Origin of the sequence: Clavibacter sp. VKM Ac-2872 (assembly GCF_015351105.1) — a bacterium.
Classification (GTDB): domain Bacteria; phylum Actinomycetota; class Actinomycetes; order Actinomycetales; family Microbacteriaceae; genus Clavibacter.
This window is the reverse complement of the sequence record NZ_JADKRR010000002.1, coordinates 237,024-259,834: the sequence shown is the minus strand read 5'-3', so window position 1 is coordinate 259,834 and position 22,811 is coordinate 237,024. Positions and strand designations below refer to the sequence as shown.

The 22,811-nt window shown below is 72.9% G+C and carries 24 protein-coding genes and 1 tRNA gene; 20 read left to right on the top strand and 5 right to left on the bottom strand.

Going from position 1 to position 22,811, the window contains the following annotated elements; translation table 11 throughout:
• Positions 1-6: 6 nt before the first annotated feature.
• Positions 7-1,161, top strand: coding sequence for a UDP-N-acetylmuramate dehydrogenase (locus tag ITJ40_RS11555; RefSeq protein WP_194667208.1), 1,155 nt, complete (start codon positions 7-9; stop codon positions 1,159-1,161).
• Here ITJ40_RS11555 and ITJ40_RS11550 read toward each other — a convergent pair.
• Positions 1,158-1,355: a hypothetical protein gene (locus ITJ40_RS11550; protein ID WP_194667207.1), complete on the bottom strand. Its 198-nt coding sequence runs from the start codon at positions 1,353-1,355 to the stop codon at positions 1,158-1,160. The two genes, ITJ40_RS11555 and ITJ40_RS11550, sit on opposite strands and share 4 nt — an antisense overlap.
• 94 nt (positions 1,356-1,449) lie before the next feature.
• Positions 1,450-2,667, bottom strand: a complete 1,218-nt coding sequence (locus ITJ40_RS11545) for a pyridoxal phosphate-dependent aminotransferase (RefSeq protein ID WP_194667206.1) — start codon at positions 2,665-2,667, stop codon at positions 1,450-1,452.
• A 188-nt stretch (positions 2,668-2,855) separates the two neighbouring features.
• Here ITJ40_RS11545 and ITJ40_RS11540 point away from each other — a divergent pair.
• The 6 genes from ITJ40_RS11540 to ITJ40_RS11515 all read left to right on the top strand — a co-directional run bounded on the left by ITJ40_RS11540 (position 2,856) and on the right by ITJ40_RS11515 (position 6,543).
• Positions 2,856-2,928: transfer RNA gene (locus ITJ40_RS11540), tRNA-Trp, on the top strand.
• An 87-nt stretch (positions 2,929-3,015) separates the two neighbouring features.
• Positions 3,016-3,288 (top strand): preprotein translocase subunit SecE, encoded by a 273-nt coding sequence (secE, locus tag ITJ40_RS11535; RefSeq protein ID WP_012039478.1) that lies wholly within the window; start codon positions 3,016-3,018, stop codon positions 3,286-3,288.
• 203 nt (positions 3,289-3,491) lie between these two features.
• A complete protein-coding gene (gene nusG, locus ITJ40_RS11530) occupies positions 3,492-4,526 on the top strand; it encodes a transcription termination/antitermination protein NusG (RefSeq protein WP_194667205.1) in 1,035 nt (344 codons plus the stop codon).
• 53 nt (positions 4,527-4,579) lie between these two features.
• Positions 4,580-5,011: a 50S ribosomal protein L11 gene (gene rplK, locus ITJ40_RS11525; RefSeq protein WP_012039476.1), complete on the top strand. Its 432-nt coding sequence runs from the start codon at positions 4,580-4,582 to the stop codon at positions 5,009-5,011.
• 99 nt (positions 5,012-5,110) lie between these two features.
• The gene (rplA, locus tag ITJ40_RS11520; RefSeq protein WP_116054210.1) at positions 5,111-5,797 is read left to right on the top strand and encodes a 50S ribosomal protein L1; all 687 of its coding nucleotides are present in this window, start codon (positions 5,111-5,113) and stop codon (positions 5,795-5,797) included.
• A 146-nt stretch (positions 5,798-5,943) separates the two neighbouring features.
• Entirely contained in the window at positions 5,944-6,543 is a 600-nt protein-coding gene (locus ITJ40_RS11515) for a GNAT family N-acetyltransferase (protein WP_194667204.1), read from the top strand.
• Between the two features lie 22 nt (positions 6,544-6,565).
• Here ITJ40_RS11515 and ITJ40_RS11510 read toward each other — a convergent pair whose 3' ends face one another.
• The gene (locus ITJ40_RS11510) at positions 6,566-7,651 is read right to left on the bottom strand and encodes a LacI family DNA-binding transcriptional regulator (protein ID WP_194667203.1); all 1,086 of its coding nucleotides are present in this window, start codon (positions 7,649-7,651) and stop codon (positions 6,566-6,568) included.
• Between the two features lie 215 nt (positions 7,652-7,866).
• On the opposite strand from ITJ40_RS11510, the gene ITJ40_RS11505 reads away from it, so the two are divergent.
• Genes ITJ40_RS11505 through ITJ40_RS11490 form a run of 4 tightly spaced genes read left to right on the top strand, consistent with a single transcriptional unit; the run spans position 7,867 to position 12,024 of the window.
• Positions 7,867-9,216, top strand: a complete 1,350-nt coding sequence (locus tag ITJ40_RS11505) for an ABC transporter substrate-binding protein (RefSeq protein ID WP_194667202.1) — start codon at positions 7,867-7,869, stop codon at positions 9,214-9,216.
• A complete protein-coding gene (locus ITJ40_RS11500; protein ID WP_194667201.1) occupies positions 9,213-10,205 on the top strand; it encodes a carbohydrate ABC transporter permease in 993 nt (330 codons plus the stop codon). Before ITJ40_RS11505 ends, ITJ40_RS11500 begins: the two co-directional genes overlap by 4 nt.
• Positions 10,205-11,029, top strand: coding sequence for a carbohydrate ABC transporter permease (locus tag ITJ40_RS11495; RefSeq protein WP_012039470.1), 825 nt, complete (start codon positions 10,205-10,207; stop codon positions 11,027-11,029). Before ITJ40_RS11500 ends, ITJ40_RS11495 begins: the two co-directional genes overlap by 1 nt.
• Entirely contained in the window at positions 11,029-12,024 is a 996-nt protein-coding gene (locus tag ITJ40_RS11490) for a glycosyl hydrolase family 32 (protein WP_194667200.1), read from the top strand. The genes ITJ40_RS11495 and ITJ40_RS11490 overlap by 1 nt, the downstream gene beginning before the upstream one ends.
• 26 nt (positions 12,025-12,050) lie before the next feature.
• On the opposite strand, the gene ITJ40_RS11485 is transcribed toward ITJ40_RS11490, so the two are convergent.
• Both ITJ40_RS11485 and ITJ40_RS11480 read right to left on the bottom strand, forming a co-directional pair.
• Positions 12,051-13,007: an NADP-dependent oxidoreductase gene (locus ITJ40_RS11485; RefSeq protein ID WP_194667432.1), complete on the bottom strand. Its 957-nt coding sequence runs from the start codon at positions 13,005-13,007 to the stop codon at positions 12,051-12,053.
• A 260-nt stretch (positions 13,008-13,267) separates the two neighbouring features.
• Positions 13,268-13,930 (bottom strand): YqaJ viral recombinase family protein, encoded by a 663-nt coding sequence (locus ITJ40_RS11480; protein WP_194667431.1) that lies wholly within the window; start codon positions 13,928-13,930, stop codon positions 13,268-13,270.
• Between the two features lie 183 nt (positions 13,931-14,113).
• On the opposite strand from ITJ40_RS11480, the gene ITJ40_RS11475 reads away from it, so the two are divergent.
• The 9 genes from ITJ40_RS11475 (at position 14,114) to ITJ40_RS11435 (ending at position 22,685) form a co-directional block, all read left to right on the top strand.
• A complete protein-coding gene (locus ITJ40_RS11475) occupies positions 14,114-14,338 on the top strand; it encodes a hypothetical protein (RefSeq protein WP_194667449.1) in 225 nt (74 codons plus the stop codon).
• A gap of 10 nt (positions 14,339-14,348) precedes the next feature.
• Entirely contained in the window at positions 14,349-15,296 is a 948-nt protein-coding gene (locus ITJ40_RS11470) for a TOMM precursor leader peptide-binding protein (RefSeq protein WP_194667199.1), read from the top strand.
• Complete coding sequence (locus ITJ40_RS11465) at positions 15,284-16,555, top strand: YcaO-like family protein (protein WP_370532041.1); 1,272 nt, start codon at positions 15,284-15,286, stop codon at positions 16,553-16,555. Before ITJ40_RS11470 ends, ITJ40_RS11465 begins: the two co-directional genes overlap by 13 nt.
• Before the next feature lie 74 nt (positions 16,556-16,629).
• Positions 16,630-17,685 carry a SagB/ThcOx family dehydrogenase gene (locus tag ITJ40_RS11460; RefSeq protein ID WP_194667198.1) on the top strand — a complete coding sequence of 352 codons (1,056 nt, stop codon included), beginning with the start codon at positions 16,630-16,632 and terminating at the stop codon, positions 17,683-17,685.
• Positions 17,678-18,634 carry an ABC transporter ATP-binding protein gene (locus tag ITJ40_RS11455; protein ID WP_194667197.1) on the top strand — a complete coding sequence of 319 codons (957 nt, stop codon included), beginning with the start codon at positions 17,678-17,680 and terminating at the stop codon, positions 18,632-18,634. Before ITJ40_RS11460 ends, ITJ40_RS11455 begins: the two co-directional genes overlap by 8 nt.
• Positions 18,631-19,413, top strand: coding sequence for an ABC transporter permease (locus ITJ40_RS11450; RefSeq protein ID WP_194667196.1), 783 nt, complete (start codon positions 18,631-18,633; stop codon positions 19,411-19,413). Before ITJ40_RS11455 ends, ITJ40_RS11450 begins: the two co-directional genes overlap by 4 nt.
• A 108-nt stretch (positions 19,414-19,521) precedes the next feature.
• Positions 19,522-20,586, top strand: a complete 1,065-nt coding sequence (locus tag ITJ40_RS11445; protein ID WP_194667195.1) for a sugar phosphate isomerase/epimerase — start codon at positions 19,522-19,524, stop codon at positions 20,584-20,586.
• Positions 20,583-21,521, top strand: a complete 939-nt coding sequence (locus tag ITJ40_RS11440) for a PD40 domain-containing protein (RefSeq protein ID WP_194667194.1) — start codon at positions 20,583-20,585, stop codon at positions 21,519-21,521. Before ITJ40_RS11445 ends, ITJ40_RS11440 begins: the two co-directional genes overlap by 4 nt.
• Positions 21,522-21,656: 135 nt before the next feature.
• Positions 21,657-22,685, top strand: coding sequence for a TerC family protein (locus tag ITJ40_RS11435; protein ID WP_194667193.1), 1,029 nt, complete (start codon positions 21,657-21,659; stop codon positions 22,683-22,685).
• The last annotated feature ends 126 nt before the right edge of the window (positions 22,686-22,811 follow it).

The following is a 22,811-nucleotide window of genomic DNA, read 5'->3' as shown; positions in this document are numbered from 1 at the left end:
GCCACCGTGACGATCGAGACCCACCGCGACGCCCCGCTCGCCGAGCTCACCACGCTGCGCGTGGGCGGACCGGCCGAGGAGCTCGTGACCGTGAGCGAGCGCGACGAGCTCGTCGACACCCTCCTCGGGCTGTGGGCCGTGGGCGAGGACTGGATGGTCCTCGGCGGCGGATCCAACTCCCTCATCTCGGACGAGGGCGTCGAGGGCACCGTCATCCGCATCGCGACCCGTGGCGTCGACGTCGGCGAGGAGCGCCCGGATGGCACCGCCCTCGTGCGCGTGCAGGCCGGCGAGCCGTGGGACGCGCTCGTCGCGCGCACCGTGGCCGAGGGCCTCACCGGGCTCGAGGCGCTCTCGGGGATCCCCGGGTCCACCGGCGCGTCGCCCGTGCAGAACATCGGCGCGTACGGCCAGGAGGTGGCCGACGTCCTCGAGGGTGTCGACTTCCTCGACTACGAGACGGGCGAGGTCGAGCGGCTGGATGCCGCCGACCTCGGCCTCGGCTACCGCACCTCCGCCCTCAAGCGCGGCCGCGTGGGCGTCGTGCTCTCGGTCGACTTCGCGCTCACCCGCGGCGAGGGCCCCGAGGCGCTCGGCCTGCCGATCGCCTACCCCCAGCTCGCCGGCGCGCTCGGCGTGGAGCTCGGCGACCGCGTGCCGGTGGCCCGCGTGCGCGAGACCGTGCTCGCCCTCCGTGCATCCAAGGGCATGGTGCTCGACGACGCGGACCACGACACGTGGAGCGCCGGATCCTTCTTCACCAACCCCATCGTCAGCGCCGCGTTCGCGCGCACACTGCCGGCCGACGCCCCGCGCTGGCCGCAGGAGGATCCGCCGCAGGATCTCGTCGTGCCGCTCGGCGACGCGTGGGAGGTCGCCGACGCGATCGAGCGCGAGGCCGCCGCGCGCCGCCGCCGCGAGCCCGCGGGCGTGAAGCTCAGCGCCGCGTGGCTCATCGAGCACTCGGGCGTCAGCCGCGGGTTCCGGCTGCCGGGATCGGGCGCGGCCGTCTCCTCGAAGCACACGCTCGCGCTCACCAACCGCGGCACCGCGACCGCCGAGGACGTCGCCGCCCTCGCGCGCTACGTGCAGGGCCGCGTGATGAGCGAGCACGGCGTGATCCTGCAGCCCGAGCCCGTGCTGGTCGGCCTCGCCCTCTAGGAGGATCCACCCGGGCCGCGGCGGGAGAGGATCACGGCGGTGACCAGCGACGCCGCGATCAGCGCACCCGAGATGCCCCAGAGGAGCGCCGCCGATGCCCGGAACGGCTCCGTCTGGCTCAGGACGAGCCCGGGGATCGACAGGAGGATCGCGACGGCCGGGATGCGCTCCAGACGGCTCCGTCGTGGATCCATGACCGTGCCCCGTCCTGCGCTGCTCGTGGCGCGACGGTAGCGCGAGCCGTGGACGCCGGGGCGGGACGCCGCACAGGTGCCGGCGGGCGGCGGATCAGGCCAGCAGGTCGCGGATCCGGCGCACGCCCTCGAGGAGCGCGTCGTCGCCGAGCGCGTAGCTGAAGCGCAGGAAGCCGCTCGGGCCGAACGCCTCGCCGGGGACCGCGGCCACCTCGGCCTTCTCGAGCAGCACGTCGGCGACCTCGAGCGAGGTGGTGGGCGTGACGCCGTCGATGTCGCGGCCGAAGAGGCCCGTCACGTCGGGGTACACGTAGAACGCGCCCTGCGGCGTGGGCGTGACGAAGCCGGGGATGGCGTCGAGCTCGGCGACGATCGTGCGGCGGCGGCGGTCGAAGGCCTCGCGCATCCGGTCGACGGTGTCGCGCGGGCCGCGCAGCGCCGCGATCGCCGCGCGCTGCGACACGTTCGACACGTTGGAGGAGAGGTGCGACTGCAGGTTGCCCGCGGCCTTGATGGCGTCGGCCGGGCCGACCATCCACCCGACGCGCCACCCGGTCATGGCGTACGTCTTGGCGACGCCGTTGACGAGGATCGTGCGGTCGGCCAGCGCCGGCACCACGTCGACGATGCTCGCGGCCTCGGTACCGTCGTAGACGAGGTCCTGGTAGATCTCGTCGCTGATGACCCAGAGGCCCTTCGACTCCGCCCACTCGCCGATCTCGCGGGTCTGCTCCCGCGAGTAGACGGCGCCCGTGGGGTTCGAGGGCGAGACGAACAGCAGCACCTTGGTGCGCGGGGTCCACGCGGCCTCGAGCTGCTCGACGGTCACGAGGTAGCCCTGGTCGGCGCCCGCGAAGACATCGACCGGCACGCCGCCCGCGAGGCGGATGGCCTCGGGGTAGGTGGTCCAGTAGGGGGTGGGCACGAGGACCTCGTCGCCCTGGTCGAGCAGCGTCTGGAACGCCTGGTAGACCGCCTGCTTGCCGCCGTTGGTGACGATGATCCGGTCGATCCCCACGTCGAGGCCCGAGGAGGTGCGCGTCTTCTCGGCGATCGCCTCGCGGAGGTCGGGGAGGCCGGCGGCCGCGGTGTAGCGGTGGTTGCGGGGATCGCGCGCCGCCTCGACCGCGGCCTCGACCACGTAGTCGGGCGTCGGGAAGTCGGGCTCGCCCGCCGCGAAGCTGATGACGGGGCGTCCGGCGGCCTGCAGGGCCTTGGCCTTGCCGTCGACCTTGAGGGTCGCGGACTCGGCGATGGATCCGATGCGGGTGGAGACGCGGCGGAGGGGGACGGTGCTCTGCGGTTCGGCCATGCCATGAGCATAGGGATCCGGCCGGGGCGCCACGCGGGTGCCGCGGTGCCCGGACGGCCGTCCCGACCGGGCGGGCGCGGATGCTGGTACACTCGTCCGGGTCGGTATCTCCGCCATGCTCTTCCGCGCCTTCTTCCGTCCGTGTCCGCACGGTCGTGGCGCACGAGGGCAGGCGGGTGTCGACGCAGAGGGTGGTGGCTCAATTGGTAGAGCAGCGGTCTCCAAAACCGCAGGTTGCAGGTTCGAGTCCTGTCCGCCCTGCTAGATGGAACGGGTCCCCGGGCGCGTGACATCGCGGCTCGCCCGAACTCCGGGCGAAAGCCGAGCAATGCAGGAAGGGACCCACGCGTGGCGCGGAAGATCGTCGACGAGCCGAGCGAGGAGATCGTCGCGCAGGCTCGCGAGCAGCGGGACGCGCGACGCAACCCCTTCGCCCGGCTGGTGCTCTTCATCAAGCAGGTCGTGCAGGAGCTCAAGAAGGTGGTCACCCCCACCCGCAAGGAGCTGCTGACGTTCACGGGAGTGGTGCTGGCCTTCGTCATCGTCATGATGGTGATCGTCTCCCTCCTCGACCAGCTGTTCGGGTACCTCGCCATCGTGGTGTTCGGCAACGGCGCCTAGCACCAGGGCCTCCACGCGGAGGCGGCACGGGCCGGACGGCGGGCTGCGCACGGGACCAACGGGTCCGGGGCGCAGCGGAGCGCGAGCGGCCGGAGCGCGGCGGATCCCCACGGATCCGCGCGAGCGCGGTCCGGCGCCCCGGAGCAGCACGGCAATGCACGACGAACGGCAACGCACGACGAAGAACGAGGGAAGTAGATCCATTGGCTGAGAGCAAGCGCGACGACGTCGACCTCGCCCCCGCGGCGGAGCAGTCCTCCGAGGTGGACGAGGTCCAGGAGGGCCACGCCATCGAGTCCTCCGAGGAGAGCTCGGACGCGGCGGAGCACACCGCCCTGCACGTCGAGGGCGACTCGGTCGAGACCGACCTGACGGCGGCGCTCGACGCGATGGAGTCCGTCGAGGACCCCGAGGCCGACGCCATCGTCGAGGACGCGCTCGACATCGACTCGCCCGACGAGGCCGAGGCCGCCGTCGAGGCGACCGACGACGAGGCGGAGGAGGAGGCGGCCGAGGAGGCCCTCGAGCCCGCCGACGTCGCACCCGCCACGGCGGACGACGTCGCCTCGGCCGAGGCCGACCTCGTCCCCGACGAGGCCGCGTCCGAGGACGACGCCGAGGTCGACCCCTACGAGGACTTCCGCAAGGAGCTCCGCTCCAAGCCGGGCAAGTGGTACGTCATCCACTCCTACGCGGGCTTCGAGCGCCGCGTGAAGAGCAACATCGAGAACCGCATGGTGTCGCTCAACATGGAGGACGACATCTACCAGATCGAGGTCCCGATGGAGGACGTCGTCGAGATCAAGAACGGCCAGCGCAAGATGGTCAACCGCGTGCGCATCCCCGGCTACGTGCTGGTGCGCATGGCCCTCAACGAGGACAGCTGGTCGGTCGTCCGCCACACCCCCGGCGTCACGGGCTTCGTGGGCAACGCCCACAACCCCACGCCCCTCCGCTTCGAGGAGGCCTTCTCCATGCTGAAGAGCCTCGTCGAGATCAAGGAGGTGGCGCAGGTCAAGGGCCAGCCCACCAAGGGCGGCCAGGCGCAGCGCGTCGTCGCCGCCGAGGTCGACTTCGAGATCGGCGAGACCATCACGATCAAGGAGGGCTCGTTCGCGGGCCTCCCCGGCTCCATCAGCGAGATCAAGCCCGAGAGCGGCAAGCTCACGGTGCTCGTCTCCCTGTTCGAGCGCGAGACCCCGGTCGAGCTCAGCTTCGACCAGGTCACCAAGCTCTAGGCGGTCGGGCCGCGCGGCCCGCTCGATCTAGCAATCAAGAAGAAGGAAGAGAAATGGCACCGAAGAAGAAGGTCACGGGTCTGATCAAGCTGCAGATCAAGGCCGGCGCCGCCAACCCCGCACCGCCCATCGGGCCGGCGCTGGGACAGCACGGCGTCAACATCATGGAGTTCTGCAAGGCGTACAACGCCCAGACCGAGGCTCAGCGCGGGAACGTCATCCCCGTCGAGATCACCGTCTACGAGGACCGGACGTTCACGTTCATCCTCAAGACGCCCCCGGCCGCCGAGCTCATCAAGAAGGCCGCCGGAGTCGCCAAGGGCTCGGGCACGCCGCACACGGTCAAGGTCGCGAAGCTCACGATGGACCAGGTCCGCGAGATCGCCGAGCAGAAGCAGGCCGACCTCAACGCCAACGACATCGACGCCGCGGCGAAGATCATCGCCGGCACCGCCCGCTCCATGGGCATCACGGTCGAGGCCTAGCCTCCACCACCCGCGGGTCCCGACCGGGATCCGCTCCAGCATCACGCGGGAGAGCCGGCCAGGCTCACATCAACCGCACTCTCGAAACAGGAGACACGAATGGCGAAGTCAAAGGCCTACCGGGCCGCAGCCGAGAAGATCGACCCGACGAAGGCGTACTCCGCCTCGGAGGCCGTCGAGCTCGCGCGCGAGACCGGATCCAGCAAGTTCGACAGCACCGTCGAGGTCGCGCTCAAGCTCGGCGTCGACCCCCGCAAGGCAGACCAGATGGTCCGCGGCACCGTCATCCTTCCTCACGGTACCGGCAAGACCGCCCGCGTCATCGTCTTCGCGACGGGCCCTGCGGCCGAGGCGGCCCTCGCCGCCGGCGCCGACGAGGTCGGCGGCGACGAGCTCATCGAGAAGGTGGCGGGCGGCTACACGTCGTTCGACTCCGCCGTCTCGACGCCCGAGCTCATGGGCAAGGTCGGTCGTCTCGGCAAGGTCCTCGGACCGCGTGGCCTCATGCCCAACCCCAAGACCGGAACGGTCACCCCGGACGTCGCGCGCGCGGTGTCCGACATCAAGGGCGGCAAGATCGAGTTCCGCGTCGACAAGCACGCGAACGTCCACTTCGTGGTCGGCAAGGCGAGCTTCTCGCCCGAGCAGCTCTCCGAGAACGTCGGGGCCGCGCTCGAGGAGATCGTCCGCCTCAAGCCGTCCTCCTCGAAGGGCCGCTACGTGCAGAAGGCCACGGTCTCCACGACCTTCGGCCCCGGCATCCCGGTGGACGTCAACTCCATCTAGCACCGCCGCGCGGAAGCGCACGCACGACATGCAGCACAGGAAGGGCCCGCCTCGGCGGGCCCTTCCGTCGTTCCCGGCGGGGGCACCGGCGAGGTCGGGCGGGTCCTGGCGTCATCCCGGGGCGCGGGCCTGCCTAGGCTCGTGGGGTGAGCATCCCGGATCCCGCCGTCACCCCCGCCGTCCCCGTCTTCCGCGTCGCGACGGCTGCCGACGCCGACGGGGTGGCCGCCCTGGCCGCCCGCACCTTCGCGCTGGCCTGCCCGCCGACCACGACGGCCCGGGCGATCGCGGAGCACATCCGCACGGTCCTCTCGTCCGCGCGCTTCCGGGCGCACCTCGCGGATCCCGCGTGCCGGGTCGTGCTCGCGGAGGTCGACGGCCGGCCGGTCGGCTACACGATGGTCGTCGCGGCGCCGCCGACGGACGCCGACGTGACGGGCGCGCTCCGGCTGCGCCCGGAGGTCGAGGTGAGCAAGGTGTACGTCGAGCAGGGCTCGCACGGCGCCGGCGTCGCCCGCCCGCTCATGACGGAGACGCTGCGGGTCGCGCGCGAGCTGGCCGGGGAGCGGGGCCGGGACGCCGACGCCGGGATCTGGCTCGGCGTCAACGAGCACAACGCGCGGGCCATCCGCTTCTACGAGCGCAGCGGGTTCCGCATCGTCGGGACCCGCTCGTTCCGGCTCCCGGACGCCGTGGAGACCGACCACGTGATGGAGCGTCCGCTGGCCGCCGCCGCGGCGGGGTAGGACGACGCCGCCCGGCCCCGCCTCAGGCCGTCTCGGCCGGGGTCGCGAGGCGCTCCCGCGCGACGACGGCCGGGCCGCCGTCGGCCGGGGACGCCGTCGCGATCGAGCCGCGCTCGACCACCGGCATCCCCACGAGGCGCTCGCCCGGTTCCGCGTCCCGGAGGACGAGCCGGACCGCCTCGCATCCCATCTCCTCGTGCGGGAGGGCGATGGTCGTGAGGCCGGGCCGCAGGTAGGACGCCAGCTCGTCGTTGTCGAAGCCGACGAGCGACATCTCGGCGCCGACGCGGACCCCGCGCTCCTGGCACGCCTGGTAGGCGCCGAACGCCAGCCGGTCGTTCAGGCAGATCATCGCGCGGATCCCGGGCGCCGCGTCCAGCATCGCGCCCGCGGCCTCGTAGCCGGTCTCGGGCTCCCAGTCGGCGCACGCGCGCTCGGCCGTGAAGCCGAGGCCCAGCTCGGCCATCTCGCCGCGGATCCCGTGCAGGCGGCGGGCCACGGTCTCCGACCGGAAGAGGCGGCGCTCGGTCTCCGGGTCGCTGCCGAGCAGCGCGATGCCGTCCACGTGGCCGGCGGCGGCGAGGAGGTCGACCGCGCGGCGGCCGCCCTCCTCCTCGTCCGGCAGGACCGAGCGGGCGTGGTGCGGGCTGGTGGCGTTGAGCATCACGACGGGCGTGGAGGCCGGGACGTCGGGGACGACCAGCTCGCGTGCGCGCATGGTGGCGAAGACGATGCCGTCGACCTGCCGGTCGAGCACCGCGGACACCGCCTCGGCCGCGCGCGCCTCCTCGTCGCCGGTCTCGAGGACGAGCACCACATGACCCGCGCGCTCCGCCTCGACGAGGGCGCCGCGGATGAGGCCGCTGGCGAAGCGCGTCGTGGCGACGACGTCCGAGATGAAGCCGATGGTGAGCGACCGGTCGGTGCGGAGCGCCCGCGCACCCATGTTGGGGCGGTAGCCGAGCTCGGCCGACGCGGCGAGGACGCGACGGTGGGCGTCCTCGGAGAAGCGCGTCGCGGGCGTGCCGTTGAGGATCTGCGACGCCGCGGTCGGGGAGAGGCCGGCCAGACGGGCCACGTCCGCCAGGGTCGGTCGCTTCTGGCGCATGTGACGTCCTCCTCCTCGTGAGCGTATCCGGTGATGAGGCGGTCGCCGTGACCGCGGGTTGACGCGCTCCAGCGCGGCACGCGTAATCTTCTGCACCCGATAAATGGATTTACCAGTACCCTCTGGATCCGCGGGCATCGCTGCTCGCGTCAACCGCACGACACGAACCGCACCGTACCGCCCGCCCGTCCCACCTGACGAAGGAGTCACACCGCATGTCCACCATGAGAAGGGCGGGACGGGCGGCAGCGCTCACCGCCGCCGCCGCCATCTCGGCGCTCGCCCTCGCGAGCTGCGCACCCGGCAGCGCACCCGTCGCCTCCGCCCCCTCGGGCGCCGTGAGCACCGCGATCCCCACGGACGACGTCACCATCCGGATCCAGGACGAGACCGGGTTCCCGGTCACGGACGAGCTCACTGCCGAGTTCACGAAGCAGCACCCGAACGTGAAGTTCGACATCACGCGCGACAGCTTCCAGAACCTCCTCGCGAACACCCCGCGTCTCCTCGCGAGCGACGACGCCCCGGACCTCATCCGCCTCTCGACGCTCGGCACGACGGTCAAGGACGGGCTCCTCACGAACCTCGACCCGTACTTCGACGCCTACGGCTGGGACCGCTTCCCGGCGGGCCAGCTCGCGGGGGCCCGGATGGACGACCAGGGCGTGCGCGGCGAGGGCTCGCTGTGGCAGTTCGGCATCGGGTACAGCGTCACGGGCATCTACATGAACCAGAAGCTGGCCGACCAGGTGGGCATCACCGAGATGCCGTCCACCATGGACGAGCTCGAGGCGGACCTCGCGAAGGCGAAGGACGCGGGCGTGCTCCCCATCCAGACCGGCATGCAGGACGGCGTGGGGACCTTCATCCTCCAGTCGCTCATCAACCAGCAGGGCGACAAGCAGGGCCTCGTCGACTGGATGTACAACAAGCCCGGCGCGACGATCCAGACCGACGCGGCGCTGGCGGGTGCCACGCAGTTCCAGGACTGGGCGAAGGCCGGGTACCTGCCGCCGGACGTCAACGCGATCAACTACACGACCATGGTGTCGAACTTCTCGGCCGGCCAGGGGCTGTTCATGTGGGACGGCAACTGGGACGCCGCGAACGTGGAGAAGGCCCTCGGCACGGGCGGCGCGCAGTTCGCCCTCGTGCCGCCGCTCGAGGCGGGCGCGAAGCACGTCGCGATGGGCACGGGCAACACCTTCGCCATCCCGGCCAAGTCGAAGAACGCCGACGTGGTCGCCGCGTTCCTGAACTGGATCGTGACCGATGAGAAGGCGCGTCAGATCGTGGTCGACGTGACGGGCGCTTCGCCCGGCGGCGATCCCGCGCAGGCGCTGCCGACCGCGAAGGAGGGCAGCCTCATCGCCAAGGCCCTCGAGCTGTCCGCGGTGGTCGGGGGCGACGACGGGTTCGTCGACTTCATGGCCAACAGCACGGCCGGCATCTACCAGGGCTCGCTCCAGCCCAACGAGCAGCTGCTGCTCACCGACAAGATGGCGCCCGCGGACTTCCTGAAGGCCACGCAGGACTTCTACGAGCAGGACCTCGCCGCACAGTGAGCACCACGGATCGCACGATCCCCGCGAGGGCGACGGCACCGGCCGCCGCCCTCGCGGGGCCCGCCCCGCGGCGCACGGGGGCGGCCCGCGCCTCCGGGACGCGTCGCCGTCTCGGTCCCGAGGCCCGTCGCACGGCCACGGTCGGCTGGATCATGCTGCTGCCCGCTGTCGCCGCCTACGGCACGTTCGTCGTCTGGCCGCTCATCACGGCGGTGCAGTACTCGTTCTACAAGTGGAACGGGATCGGCGCGTCCACCTTCATCGGGCTCGACAACTACGTGCAGATCTTCACGGACACGCGGCTGCTCACGCCCATCCTCAACGCGCTGATCCTCGTGGTGTTCTTCATGGTGATCCCCATCACGGCCGGGCTCGCGCTCGCGACCCTGCTGCGCGGCATGAAGCCGGGCCCCTTCGCCTCGATCTCGCGCACCATCCTGTTCCTGCCGCAGATCGTGCCGCTCGTCGCGGCGGGCATCGCGTGGTCGTGGATGTACGCGCAGTCCGGCACCATCAACTCCATCCTCGATGCGGTGGGGCTGGGCTTCCTGTCCCGTTCCTGGCTCGCCGACTTCGGCACGGCGCTCCCCGCGGTCGGGCTCATCGGATCCTGGGTGCTCACGGGCCTGTGCACCGTGCTGCTGCTCACGGGCATGGGCAAGATCGACGGCTCGCTCTACGAGGCCGTGCGGCTCGACGGCGCAGGCTTCTTCCGCGAGTTCGTCACCATCACCCTGCCGGGCCTCCGGCAGGAGATCGCGGTGCTCGTGACCATCACGGTCATCGCCGCCCTGAGCACGTTCGACATCATCTACACGACCACCAAGGGCGGGCCGGGCACCACGACGCTCGTGCCCGGCATCGAGATCTTCCGGCTCGCCTTCGTGCAGAGCCAGGTGGGCCTCGCGTCCGCGTTCGGCGTGGTGCTGCTCGTGTTCGTGCTGCTGCTCGTGCTCCCCGTCCAACGACTCTCGAGGGAGCGCGACTGATGATCGTCAACCGCACCGAGCTCGTCGTGGGCCGCATCCTCCTGATCGCGGTCCTCGTGCTCACCCTGCTGCCTTTCGCCAGCATGCTCACCGCCGCGCTGCAGTCGCCCGACTCGCTGCCCAACGGCTTCTCCTGGCCGACGCCCGCCTACTGGGAGAACTTCGTGACGGCGTTCACGGTCGGGAACATCGGCACGCTGATGCTCTCGAGCCTGTTCATCGTGGTGATGGTCGTACCCGTCAGCCTCGTCTGCGCCACGCTCGCGGGCTACTCGCTCGGGAACCTGCGGGTGCCCGGCGGGAAGTACGTCCTCGTCGCCATGATCATCGGGCTGACCATCCCGTTCGAGGCGATCATCATCCCGCTCTACTACCAGATGACCGGCTTCGGGCTGATCAACACCAGGTGGGCGGTCATCCTCCCGCTCATCGGCCTGTACATGCCGTTCAGCGTGTTCTGGATGCGCGCGCACTTCGTGGGCGTGCCGCGCGAGCTGTCGGAGGCCGCGCGCGTGGACGGGGCGAGCATCTGGCAGGAGTTCCGGAGCATCCAGCTCCCGCTCGCCCGGCCGGCCCTCTCGGCGCTCGGGATCCTCCTGTTCCTCTGGACCTGGAACCAGTTCCTCCTGCCGCTGGTCATGATCGACGACCCGAGCGAGCGCACCATGGCCGGGGCGCTCGGCGCGTTCCAGGGCCAGTACATCGACGCGCTGCCGCTGCTGTTCGCGGCGTCGCTGATCGTGATGCTGCCCACGGTGATCGTGTACGTGATCTTCCAGCGGCAGTTCATCGCCGCGCTCCTCCAGGGTGCGGTCAAGGGCTGATGGCGTTCGCGCTGCCGGGGCACTGGGTCTGGGACTCGTGGACGGCCGTCGACGGCGGCACCACGCATCTCTTCTACCTGCACGCGCCGACCTCGCTCGGGGATCCGGACCTCCGGCACCGCAACGCCGCCGTGGGCCACGCGACCTCGACCGACCTCGTCACGTGGACCGACCACGGCGTCGTGCTCGAGCACGGCCCGGCCGGCGCGCCGGACGCGTCGGCCACGTGGACGGGCAGCGTGACGCGCGACCCGTCGGGCCTCTGGCGGATGTCGTACACGGGCTCGGTGTTCCCGCGGGACGACGCGGGCGTGAACGTGGAGACCGTGCTGCAGGCGACCTCGACCGACCTGCACCGGTGGGTGAAGGCGACAGGATCCGCGTTGTCGGCCGACCCACGCTGGTACGAGACGCTCGCCGACGGCACCTGGCGCGAGGAGGCGTGGCGGGATCCCTGGGTCGAGCCGGATCCCGCGGGCGGCGGCTGGCGCATGCTCGTCACCGCGAGGTCCCGCATGGGCGCGCCCGGCGCCGGAGCCGATCCGCTCGACCGCGGCGTCGTGGGGCAGGCGGTCTCGCCCGACCTCGTGACGTGGACGGCCGCCGCGCCGCTCAGCGCGCCCGGCGCCGGGTTCGCGCAGCTCGAGGTGCTGCAGGTCGCGACGGTCGACGGGCGTCGCGTCCTCCTCTTCTCGTGCGCCGCGTCGGACCTCGCCGGTGCCCGGGCCGGCGAGGAGGGCGGGATCTTCGCGCTGCCGCTCGCCGACGAGGAGCCGTTCGGATCCGCGCCCCTCGACATCGCGCGGGCGCACCTCGTGCACGGCGCCGGGCTGTACGCGGGGCGGATCGCGACGACGCCGGCGGGCGATGCCGTCCTGATGGGCTTCGAGGACCAGGACGGCGACGGGCGCTTCGGCGGTCGGATCCCGGATCCGCTCCCGCTCGCGTGGGACGCCCGGGGGCGGCTCGTCGTCGCCGGCGCCCCGGGCCGCTGACGGGCGGCGCGTACCGGCCCCGCGGATCAGCCGCGCGCCACGTTGAGCACGACCTTGCCGCGCGCGTGCCCGCCCTCCACGTGGCGGTGCGCCTCCGCGGCGTCCTGCAGGTCGAAGACCTCGTCGACGTAGACCTTGATGTCGCCCGACTCGAGCAGCCGCGCGATGACCGCCAGCTTCTGCCCGTCGGGCGCGACCTCGTAGTGGGTGGCGCGCACGCCCGCGGCGGCGGCGTCCTGCACGAGCGTCGGCCAGCCGCGCACGGGAGCGCTGATGATCAGCCCCCCGCGGCGGAGCACCGCGAGCGAGCGCGTGCCGGTGTCGTCCGTGCAGTTGCCGACCAGGTCGATCACCACGTCGACGTCCGCGAGCACGTCCTCGAAGCGCGCCTGCGTGCGGTCGATGACCTCGTCCGCCCCGAGCTCCGCCAGCCACTCGACGTTCCGCGGCGAGCCGGTGGCGATCACGTGCGCGCCGAAGTGCCGCGCGAACTGCACCGCGAAGTGGCCCACGCCGCCGGCCCCCGCGTGCACCAGCACGACCTGGCCCTCGTGCGCCCGTCCGATGTCGACGACCATGCCCCACGCGGTCAGCGCGCTGAGGGGCGTCGCCGCGGCCTCCACGTGCGACAGGCGCGCGGGCTTGCGGGCGAGGCTGACGCTGGGGACGGCGAGGTAGGGGGCGTAGCTGCCGGGCATCCGCGGCGCCATCGCGAGGCCGAACACCTCGTCGCCCGGATGCAGCGCGTGGTCCTCGTAGGGCGACTCGACGACGACGCCGCTGAAGTCGCGCCCGAGCACCGCCGGCAGCGGGCCGAGCGTCGGGCCGCCGGGCTCGCCGGCGCGGAGCCGGAGGTCGACCGGGTTCACTCCCGCGGCCACGACCTTCACGAGCACCTCGGAGTCGAGGCGACGCGGCACGGGGATGTCGGCCATCCGCAGCACGTCCGGCCCGCCCGTCTCCGTCACGACGGCGGCGCGCATGGTGGTGCCGTGCGGCGCGAGCGCGAGGGACGCGGCCGCGCGATCCCGCTGGGCCTGGGCGGCGACGCCGGCTCTCGACTGGACGACCTGGCTCATCGTGCGACCCCTCCTCCGACGTGACGGTGCGGCGGATCCCACCGCGCCCCCGCACCACCAGTGAAGTCGGCGCGTGAGTCGGGCGTGTTTCCGCGGTGTTCCCCGGGTGAGAAGAATGCGCGGGACCGGCGCCGTCGCCGGGCCGTGCCGCGCCTGCCGGCGGATCAGGCCAGGCCGCGGGCTCCCGCCGGCGCGTTCGCCATGCGCACGATGAGCGCGATGAGGTCGTTCGCGCGCGCCACGAGCGCGGCGATCTCGGCCTCGTCCCGGTCGATCCACTTCCACTTCGGGATGTCGTGCACGGGCACGAAGTCGACGTGCTGCTCCCAGACGATGAGCGAGCGCTCGGCGCCGAGCACGTACTGCTGCCACCAGATCTGCCGCAGGTAGTTGCGCGGGATGCTGCGCCACGGCTTCGCGGTGGTCTTGATCTCCGCGAGCTCGAGGCGGCCGTCGGCGCGCAGGCCCACGCCGTCGGGGGTCGCGAGGTGCCGGCGCTGGCCCTCGGCGTGGAACAGGTGCGCGCTCGGCACGATGCCGTGCTCGGACTCGACCCAGCGGGCGATCTCGGGCTCGCGCTCGCGGCCGTGGTCGGTGTAGCGATTGCCGCCGAAGCCGGATCCGTAGAGCTTCTCGAGCGCGACGGCCTGCAGCGAGGCGTCGGTCGCGAGGCGCGCCACGTCGGTCGCGGTGATGCCGAAGCTGCGGGCGCGGAGCCAGGCGACGCGATCCGAGGAGTGGGCGACGATGCGCGTCAGGTGCGGCGGGGGAGGGGGCGGCGCGGGTGCGGCGGGGGCGAGGTCGTCCTCCCAGGGGAAGGCCAGCATCTCGTCCGTCACGGGCTCCAGGGTACGCGTCGGATCCGACCCGGGCCGCCTCGACGCGGGCGAATGCTCCGGGCTCAGGACGTCGTTGTCAACAGGTAATGCGCATCTGCCCAGGGCACGGAAGATCGTGCTAGAAAGGCGTCGTCCCACCCACCCATCACCAGCACGGAGAGAGGAAACGGCATGACCCTGCTCATGGAAGGACCGGCCAGCACGGGAGCATCGGCGCTCGCGGAGGCGCCCACGCGCGTCGAGGAGGTCGACGCCGCGCGCGCCGACGCGCTGCTCGCCGAGGCGTTCGGCTTCACCATCACGCACCGCGGGCGGGAGGCGGAGGTCGTGATGGCCGACGTCACCCTCTGCTGCAGCACGTGCTGCTCGTGCAGCAGCAAGCAGCAGCCTCGCTGACGCATCCGTCATGGACCCGTCGACGACCTACTCGGTGAGTCCCCGCTACGCCGTCGGGGAGGTGGAGGACACCCTCCACCTCCTCGGCGGTCGCGAGCTGGTCTCCCTACAGCTGCCCTCCGGCGACGCCGTCTCCGCGGTGTCGCGGCTCCTCTCCCGTCCCTTCACGCGCGCCGACGTCGACGGCGCGTTCGGCGTGCACGCGTCGGTCGTGGCCGACCTCGTCGACGAGCTGGTGGTGCGCGACGTCGTCGTGGGCGCGCCCACGCGGCCCGCCGCCGACGCCGCGCCCGATCCCGTGGGCCGCCTCGACGACCCCGACCAGGCCGAGCTCGCGCACGTGCTCGACGAGGCGCGGCGCAACGGCGGCGACCGCACGGGCATCGGCCGCCCTCGGGATCCCCGCACCCCCGCGCGGGTCGCCCTGGTCGGCGATGCCATCCCGACCCTGCTCACCTCCCTGGCCGAGGCGCTGCCCTCGGCGGAGCTCACGGACGAGACCGACGCCGACCTGGTCATCGCGGCGGGCAGCCGACGCGTCCTCCGGGAGGTGGGCGCGCGAATGCACGCGGCCGGTCGCGACTGGCTCCCCATCCACCCGTTCGACGGCCGCTTCCAGCTCGTCGGCCCGGTCGTCGTGCCGGATGAGGGGCCGTGCCTCGAGTGCGTCACCCTGCGCTGGGCCTCGACCACGCCCTTCGCCGCGGATCACGCGGCGGTCGCCGATGCCGTCGCGCCCGTCCCCCGCGACCCCGCGCTCGACGCCATCGTGGCCGGCTTCGCCGCGCGGTACGCCGCCCGCTGGGTCTTCGCGCGCGACTGGCTGGTGGCGAGCACCGTGCTCGTGGTCGAGCCGAAGGTGCTGTCGGCCGAGGCGCATCCGGTCTTCCGCGTCGCCCGCTGCGGCACCTGCGGGCCGCGGCCGTACGCGGGGGTGGTGTCGCCGTGGCGCGCCTGAGGACGGCGGGGGCCGACGTGGTGAGCCCGTTCACCGGGCTCGTCGCGTACTCGCACCCCATGGCGTTCACGCCGGACGCCATCCCCGACGCGCTGCACTCCGCACGCACGGCCGACACGGGCTTCCTCGCGGGAATCGCCACCGAGGGGTTCAGCATGGGGCCGGGCGGCAGCGCAGCGGACGCCCGGAGGTCGTGCGTGGGCGAGGCGGTGGAGCGCCTCTCCCTGGCCGGCGGCCGGGGAGCGTTCCGCGCGCCGCTGGGCTCCGACGCCCGCCAGGTCGAGCCGGACGCGTTCCGGCGCTTCCACCCGGCGCAGCGCGAGGATCCGGCGTTCCCGTTCGAGCGCGCCGAGCGGGGCGACCTGCTCACCTGGCTCCCCGCGCGGTCGCTGCACGGCGGGAGGCAGCTGCACGTCCCCGCGCAGATGGTGGTCTTCGACGACCCGCACGCGTCCGACGGCCACCGCGAGCGGCACCTCGAACCGGCCACCTCGTCCGGCGTCGCCGCCGGGCCCACGTTCGGCTTCGCGGCGGGTCGGGCGATCCTCGAGCTCATCGAGCGCGACGCGTTCCAGCGGGCGTGGCTGCGCGCGTCCACGCCGCCCGCCTTCGACTGGCGCGCCAGCCCCCGCCTCACCGAGGCGACCCGGCGCGAGCTCGCGCGGCTCGAGGAGCTCTGCGGGCGGTTCGGCGCCGCATTCTCGCTGCGCGTGCTCGACGCCGCGGCCGACGTGCCCGTGCTCCTCGCGGTGATGCGGAGCGAGCGCATCGGCGTCGCGGTGGGCTGCGCGGCCGACTTCCGGCTCGACCGCGCCGTGCTCAACGCCGTGCGCGAGGCGGTGCACACCCACAACTGGTGCCTGCGCCTGCTGCCCCAGCCGCCCGTCGAGCCGTCCGCGGTCGTCGAGTTCGAGGACCACGTGCGGCTGCACTGCGCGCCGTCCGCCCGCCCGCTGTCCGCCGCCCTCGACGCGTCGGTCGAGTCCGTGGCGTCCGTGGGTGGGCCGTCGAGCTGGGGAGAGGTCGTGGAGGGGCTGCATCGGGAGGGGATCGATGTTCTGCTGTCCGAGATCACCGCGCCGGAGGTGCGCGCCGCGGGCTTCCACGTCGTCCGCGCGCTGAGCCCCGACCTGGTCGCCCTCGACGTGCGGCACGACGCCCGGTTCCTCGGTCATCCGCGCCTGTACCGGAGGTGGCGGGACGGGCCCGCGATCCAGAGCCCGGCCGACCTCGTCGGCGTCCCGCACCCGTTCCCGTGAGGACGCACCGCCGCCCCGCCGCCCCGCGTCCACGTCATCGCGACCCGTCGCGCCCGCACCACCAGGAGGACCCCATGAGCATCACCGACATCGGCACCGCACCCACGCGCACGGCGCCCACGCGCACGGCGGAGGACGGCCCCGCCGGGACGGGTGCGGAGCCCGGTCCGGCACCGGCACCGGCGTCCGCCGGCAGCGTCGGCCCGATCTTCAGCGTCGGCGGCGCGGTCGAGCGGGCGGCGGGCGACCTCGCCGAGGACTTCCACGAGGCGTCCAAGATCACGCGCATCACCCACCCCGGCTGGACCGACGTGCGGTACGCGCAGCAGCTGGCGCAGGAGGCGCAGGGCGTCGCGGACGCGGGACCGGGCGGCGCCACGAGCGCGCCGCGCCTGCTCCCGGCGCTCGCCCTGCCTCCGGCGCTGCCGCTGCCGCACGGGCTCGGGGCGACGATGGCGGCCCGGCGGTCCGCGGATCCGGACGAGCTCGCCGCGCCGCTCGCGCTCGCGGAGCTCGCGACCGTGCTGCGGTTCGCCTACGGTCAGCGCGGCGGCGGCACCGGCCGCTTCGTGCCCTCGGCCGGCGGGCTCTACCCGCTCGACCTGCACGTCGTGGTGCGGGCGGCGGAGGGCGTCGCGGCGGGGATCCACCAGCTCGACCCGCTCGAGGAGGCGCTCGTCGACGTGTCCGGCCTCGACCGGGCCGGTCGGCTCGCGCGCTTCCGGCGTGCCGCGCCGAGGGCCATGGCGCCCCTCGCGGAGCAGGCGGCCGTGACGATCGTGATCACCGGCAGCTTCGAGCGCTCCCGCACCAAGTACGGGCTGCGCGGCTACCGGCTCACGCTGCTCGAGGCGGGGCACGTCGCGCAGAACGCGCTGCTCGTCGCGACGGCGCTCGGGCTGCCGTCGATCGGCTGGGTCGGCTTCGTCGACCACGAGCTCGACGCCGTGCTCGGGCTCGACGGGGTGACGCAGTCGTCGCTCTACGCGGTCTCGCTGGGTGGGCGTCCGGATCCCGGTGGCACCGCGCCCCCGGGCGGGCTCGCTCCCGCCGCGGCGCATCCCGACCACCCGCACGCGGCGGCCGCCGGCGCGCGGCACTTCGCCGCGGAGGAGGCATCCCATGACTGACGCGATCGAGCTCGACGGGATCACCCGCACCTTCGGCCGCACGCGCGCCCTCGACGCCGCGACGTTCTCCCTCGCGCCGGGGCTCGTGCACGCGCTGCTCGGGCCGAACGGATCCGGCAAGACCACGGCCATCGACGTCCTCACGGCGACCCGGCGGCCGGATGCGGGCCGCGCGCGCGTGCTCGGCCACGACGTGCGTCGCGGCGGCCCGACGGCCTCGCTCGTCGCGGTGATGCCGCAGGCGCTCGCGTTCCCCGAGTACCTCACGGTGCGCGAGGTGCTCGCGCTCGCGCTCGTGCCGCATGCCGCCGCGCTCACTCCGGCCGCCGCCATCGACCGGTTCGACCTCGACCGCCTCGCGTCGCGCCAGACCGGCGGGCTCAGCGGCGGCGAGCGACGGCGGGTCGCGCTCGCGTGCGTGGTCGGTGCGGGGACGCCCGTCGTCGTGCTCGACGAGCCGTCGGCGGCGCTCGACATCCCCGGCCGGGCCGCGGTGCGCGACGCCATCGCCGCGGTCCGCGACTCCGGGCGCACGGTGCTCCTCGCGTCGCACGACATGGAGGAGGTCGCGGCGCTCGCCGACACGGTCGTCTGCCTCGACCACGGCCGGGTCGTCGGCCACTGGACCGCCGCCGACTTCCGCGGACTGGCCGGCGTGCGGCGGGTCGGCTTCGACGCGACCGCCGCCGAGGCGCGGCGCCTCCGGTCGTCCGGCGCGGTGCCCGAGGCGGGGGAGGAGCCGCGCGGCCTCGAACGGATCCGGTGGGTCATCGACACGGACCGCTCCGACGTCGTCGCCGGGCTGGTGCTCGCCGCCGTCCCGCAGCCCCGCCTCACGGTCGTCGAGCCGGGGCTCGGCGAGATCGTGGAGCGCGTGCTGGCGGGTGGCGCGGAGGCCGTCCCGCCCGATCCGTCACGCACCGCGGATGCGGCGGGATGCGCCCGATGAGCGCCATGCTGATGCCCGCCCGTCCCACCGCCGCGCGCCGGCTGGCGATCTACCGCGCCCACGTCGTGAGCGAGCTCGCGCAGAACGCGCGCATGCCGGCGTTCGTGCTGCCGCTCCTCGCCTACCCCGTGCTCATCTACGTCGTCGTCGGCCTGCCGCAGGGCGGCCCGCCGAGCGCGCGGCTCAGCGTGCTCCTCGGCTACGTGCTGTTCTCGGTGCTCGGCACCGTCACCTTCCAGTTCGGCGTCGGCGTCGCGTCGGCCCGGGAGTCGCCGTGGGAGCGGTGGCTGTTCACGGCGCCGGTGCCCGCGTGGATCCGGCTCGCCGCCAAGCTCACGGTCGCGTGCGTCTTCGGGGTGCTGTTCGTGATCCCCGTCGCCCTCGTCGGGTTCACGGTCGGCGGGGTGCGGGTCGACGCGGCGACCCTCGCAGCCGTCGCGCTCGCCGTGCTGGCCGGCGCCGTCCCGATGGCGCTGCTCGGACTGGCGATGGGCTACTGGTTCCCCGCCCGGGGCGCGCTCGGCCTCGCGAACCTCGTGTACCTGCCGCTGTCGTTCGCGGGCGGGCTGTTCACGGGCGGGGACACGAGCGGCACGCCCTGGGAGTCGCTCACGGTCCTGCTCCCCACCGGCGCGTGGAGCACGCTGACGAGCGCCGCCGCCCGGCACGACACCGCGACGATGGGCATCCCGCTGATCCTCCTCGCGGCCTGGGCGGTGCTCCTCGGCGGCATCACGCTCGCCGGGTACCAGCGCACGCAGTCGGCGAACTTTCGCTGACGGAGCCCCGCGAGCGGGCGCGGCCCGGTGTGTAGCGTGGATCCCGCGCGCCGTCACCGGGCCGCGCCACCGCACGCACCGCACCGTCACCGTCGACGAGAGGGAACCATGCCCCAGATCACCACGCCCGTAGCGCTCTTCACCGGCCAGTGGGCCGACCTGCCGCTGGAGGAGGTCGCCCGGCTCGCGAGCGGCTGGGGCTTCGACGCCCTCGAGATCGCGTGCTCCGCGGAGCACCTCGACGTGTGGCGCGCGGCGGAGGATCCGGCGTACCTCCGCGGCCGCCTGGAGATCCTCGAGCGCCACGGCCTCCGGGTGCACGCGCTCTCGCAGCACCTCACCGGCCAGGCCGTGTGCGACGACCCCATCGACTTCCGGCACCAGGCGATCCTCCGCTCCAAGGTGTGGGGCGACGGCCAGGCGGAGGGCGTCCGTCAGCGCGCGGCCGAGGAGCTGAAGCTGACCGCGAAGGCGGCCGCCGGGCTCGGGGTGACGCGCGTGACGGGCTTCACCGGATCCCGCATCTGGCCCTACGTCGCCATGTTCCCGCCCGTGCCCGAATCGGTCATCGACGCCGGCTACCAGGACTTCGCCGACCGGTGGAACCCGATCATCGACGTGTTCGACGACGAGGGCGTGCGGTACGCGCTCGAGGTGCACCCGAGCGAGATCGCCTACGACCACTGGACCACCCGCCGCACGCTCGAGGCGATCGGCCACCGGCCCGGCTTCGGCCTGAACTGGGACCCGAGCCACATGATGTGGCAGGGCATCGACCCCGTCGGCTTCCTCCTCGACTTCGCCGACCGGATCTACCACGTGCACGCCAAGGACACACGGGTCACCTCGGACGGCCGCGGCGGCCGGCTCGGATCCCACCTCCCGTGGGGCCACCCGCGCCGCGGCTGGGACTTCGTCTCGGTCGGCCACGGCGACGTCCCGTTCGAGCGCGCCTTCCGGGCGCTCCGCAGCATCGGCTACGACGGACCCGTGTCCGTCGAGTGGGAGGATGCGGGGATGGATCGCCTGCACGGAGCCCCCGACGCCCTCGCGCAGGTGCGCTCCCTCCTCTGGCCGACGCCCGACAGCCTGTTCGACTCGGCGTTCGCGAACAACCGGGACGACGCGCCCGCCGCGACGCCCGCCGACGGCACCGCCGGATCCACCGCGTGACGCTGCGCGACGGCCAGCTGGCCCGCCTCCTCGTCGTCGACGTGGAGACGGGCGCCGAGCGCATGGTCGCCGAGTCGGCCGTGCTGCACATCGAGGCGCCGAACTGGACGCCCGACGGACGCTGGCTCGTCGTGAACGCGGAGGGCGGGCTCTGGCGGCTGCGCGCGCCCGAGGCCGAGGAGCCGGATCCGGACCTGCCCGAGCCCGCGGTCGACTTCCAGGCGGTGGATCTCGGCGGCGTCCCGCCCATCAACAACGACCACGTCTTCTCGCCCGACGGCGCGCACGTGTACGTCTCCGGCCGCGACGGTCACCTGTACGACGTGCTCTGGAACGACGGCGCGGGTGGGCAGGGGCGTCGGATCACGGCGGACCGGGATCCGGCGCTCCGCTTCAAGAACTACCTGCACGGCGTCTCGCCCGACGGCTCGACGCTCAGCGTCATCGGCGGGCAGGTCGACGCGCGCGGCGAGTGGACCACGAACATCCACCTCGTGCCCGTCGACGGCGGCCCCACCACGCAGCTCACCGACGACGGCTTCCCCGACGACGGCGCCGAGTTCTCGCCCGACGGCGGCTGGCTCTACTTCAACTCGGAGCGCGGATCCGATCTGCCGGGCCACGCGCAACTGTTCACGATGCGCGTCGACGGCACCGACACGCACCAGTTCACCTCCGACGAGCGCGTCAACTGGTTCCCGCACCCGTCTCCCGACGGCGAGCACATCGTCTACCTCTCGTTCCCGCCCGGCACGCTCGGCCACCCCGCCGACCACGACGTGATCCTCCGCGTCATCGACCGGCAGAGCCATCGCACCCGCGACCTCGCCACCTTCCCCGGCGGCCAGGGCACCATCAACGTCACCAGCTGGGCGCCCGACTCCCGCCGGTTCGCGTACGTCGCCTATCCGTTCGAGGCGCCGAGCCTGACCTGAGCCGGCCGGAGCCGCACGATCCACGGAGCGTAGGCGCAGGCATTTCCCCGGTATGGGGAGATGCCGCATGGGATCATGGGGATCCGCGCCACCCGCCGTCCCGATATCCCGTCGGCCTCATTCCCGGAGACCCCCGTGAACATCACCACGACCACCTGGCTCATCACGATCGCGGTCACCATCGCGTTCTTCGTCTACGAGTTCTTCACCCACGTGCGGAAGCCCCACGAGCCCACCATCGGCGAGTCCGCCCGCTGGTCGGCCTTCTACATCGGCCTCGCACTGATCTTCGGCGTCGGCATCGGCTTCACCAGCGGCTGGGGCTACGGTGGCGAGTACTTCGCCGGCTACCTCACCGAGAAGGCGCTGTCGATCGACAACCTGTTCGTGTTCCTGCTGATCATGACCGGGTTCGCCGTGCCGCGGAAGTACCAGCAGAAGGTGCTGATGATCGGCATCGTCATCGCACTCATCATGCGCGCCGGCTTCATCGCCCTCGGCGCCGCGCTCATCGAGAACTTCTCCTGGGTCTTCTACATCTTCGGCGCGCTGCTGTTCGTGCTCGCGTACCAGCAGCTGAAGGGCGACCACGGCGGCAACGCGGCGGACAACCTGTTCGTGCGCATCGCCCGCCGGATCCTGCCCGTCCACGACGACTTCGTCGGCGACCGCTTCACCACGAAGATCGACGGCAAGCGCTTCGTCACCCCGCTGCTGCTCTGCGTCATCGCGATCGGCTTCGTCGACCTGGTGTTCGCGCTCGACTCGATCCCGGCCATCTACGGCCTGACGAACGAGGCGTACATCGTGTTCACCGCGAACGCCTTCGCGCTGATGGGCCTCCGCCAGCTGTACTTCCTCATCGGCGGGCTGCTCGAGCGCCTCGTCTACCTGTCGCAGGGCCTCGCGGTCATCCTCGCGTTCATCGGCCTGAAGCTCGTGCTGCACGCGATGCACGTCAACGAGCTGCCCTTCATCAACGGCGGCCAGCCGATGCTGTGGGCTCCCGAGATCCCCATCTGGTTCTCGCTCCTCTTCATCGGCGCGACCATCACGGTCGCCACGGTCGCGAGCCTCGCGAAGACCCGCGGCGACAAGCAGAAGGAGGACCGCGCGAGCGTCGACGGCGAGACCGTCACGCGCGCGACGGAGGAGAAGCACTAGCCTCCGCGCGATCCGCATGACGACGGGCCCGGCGCATCACGCGCCGGGTCCGTCGTCGTCCGCGGGCGGACACCGGCCGGCCGACCGTGCGCTGCCCGCTCGCCGCGCCCGCCGACCTGGCAGCAT

What these genes read in the sequence shown, in the direction of transcription:
- ITJ40_RS11550 (WP_194667207.1), bottom strand. Translation starts at nt 1,355, where the DNA reads ATGGATCCACGACGGAGCCGTCTGGAGCGCATCCCGGCCGTCGCGATC.
- ITJ40_RS11545 (WP_194667206.1), bottom strand. Translation starts at nt 2,667, where the DNA reads ATGGCCGAACCGCAGAGCACCGTCCCCCTCCGCCGCGTCTCCACCCGC.
- rplK (WP_012039476.1), top strand. Translation starts at nt 4,580, where the DNA reads ATGGCACCGAAGAAGAAGGTCACGGGTCTGATCAAGCTGCAGATCAAG.
- rplA (WP_116054210.1), top strand. Translation starts at nt 5,111, where the DNA reads ATGGCGAAGTCAAAGGCCTACCGGGCCGCAGCCGAGAAGATCGACCCG.
- ITJ40_RS11510 (WP_194667203.1), bottom strand. Translation starts at nt 7,651, where the DNA reads ATGCGCCAGAAGCGACCGACCCTGGCGGACGTGGCCCGTCTGGCCGGC.
- ITJ40_RS11505 (WP_194667202.1), top strand. Translation starts at nt 7,867, where the DNA reads ATGTCCACCATGAGAAGGGCGGGACGGGCGGCAGCGCTCACCGCCGCC.
- ITJ40_RS11495 (WP_012039470.1), top strand. Translation starts at nt 10,205, where the DNA reads ATGATCGTCAACCGCACCGAGCTCGTCGTGGGCCGCATCCTCCTGATC.
- ITJ40_RS11490 (WP_194667200.1), top strand. Translation starts at nt 11,029, where the DNA reads ATGGCGTTCGCGCTGCCGGGGCACTGGGTCTGGGACTCGTGGACGGCC.
- ITJ40_RS11485 (WP_194667432.1), bottom strand. Translation starts at nt 13,007, where the DNA reads ATGCGCGCCGCCGTCGTGACGGAGACGGGCGGGCCGGACGTGCTGCGG.
- ITJ40_RS11480 (WP_194667431.1), bottom strand. Translation starts at nt 13,930, where the DNA reads ATGCTGGCCTTCCCCTGGGAGGACGACCTCGCCCCCGCCGCACCCGCG.
- ITJ40_RS11475 (WP_194667449.1), top strand. Translation starts at nt 14,114, where the DNA reads ATGACCCTGCTCATGGAAGGACCGGCCAGCACGGGAGCATCGGCGCTC.
- ITJ40_RS11470 (WP_194667199.1), top strand. Translation starts at nt 14,349, where the DNA reads ATGGACCCGTCGACGACCTACTCGGTGAGTCCCCGCTACGCCGTCGGG.
- ITJ40_RS11460 (WP_194667198.1), top strand. Translation starts at nt 16,630, where the DNA reads ATGAGCATCACCGACATCGGCACCGCACCCACGCGCACGGCGCCCACG.
- ITJ40_RS11455 (WP_194667197.1), top strand. Translation starts at nt 17,678, where the DNA reads ATGACTGACGCGATCGAGCTCGACGGGATCACCCGCACCTTCGGCCGC.
- ITJ40_RS11450 (WP_194667196.1), top strand. Translation starts at nt 18,631, where the DNA reads ATGAGCGCCATGCTGATGCCCGCCCGTCCCACCGCCGCGCGCCGGCTG.
- ITJ40_RS11445 (WP_194667195.1), top strand. Translation starts at nt 19,522, where the DNA reads ATGCCCCAGATCACCACGCCCGTAGCGCTCTTCACCGGCCAGTGGGCC.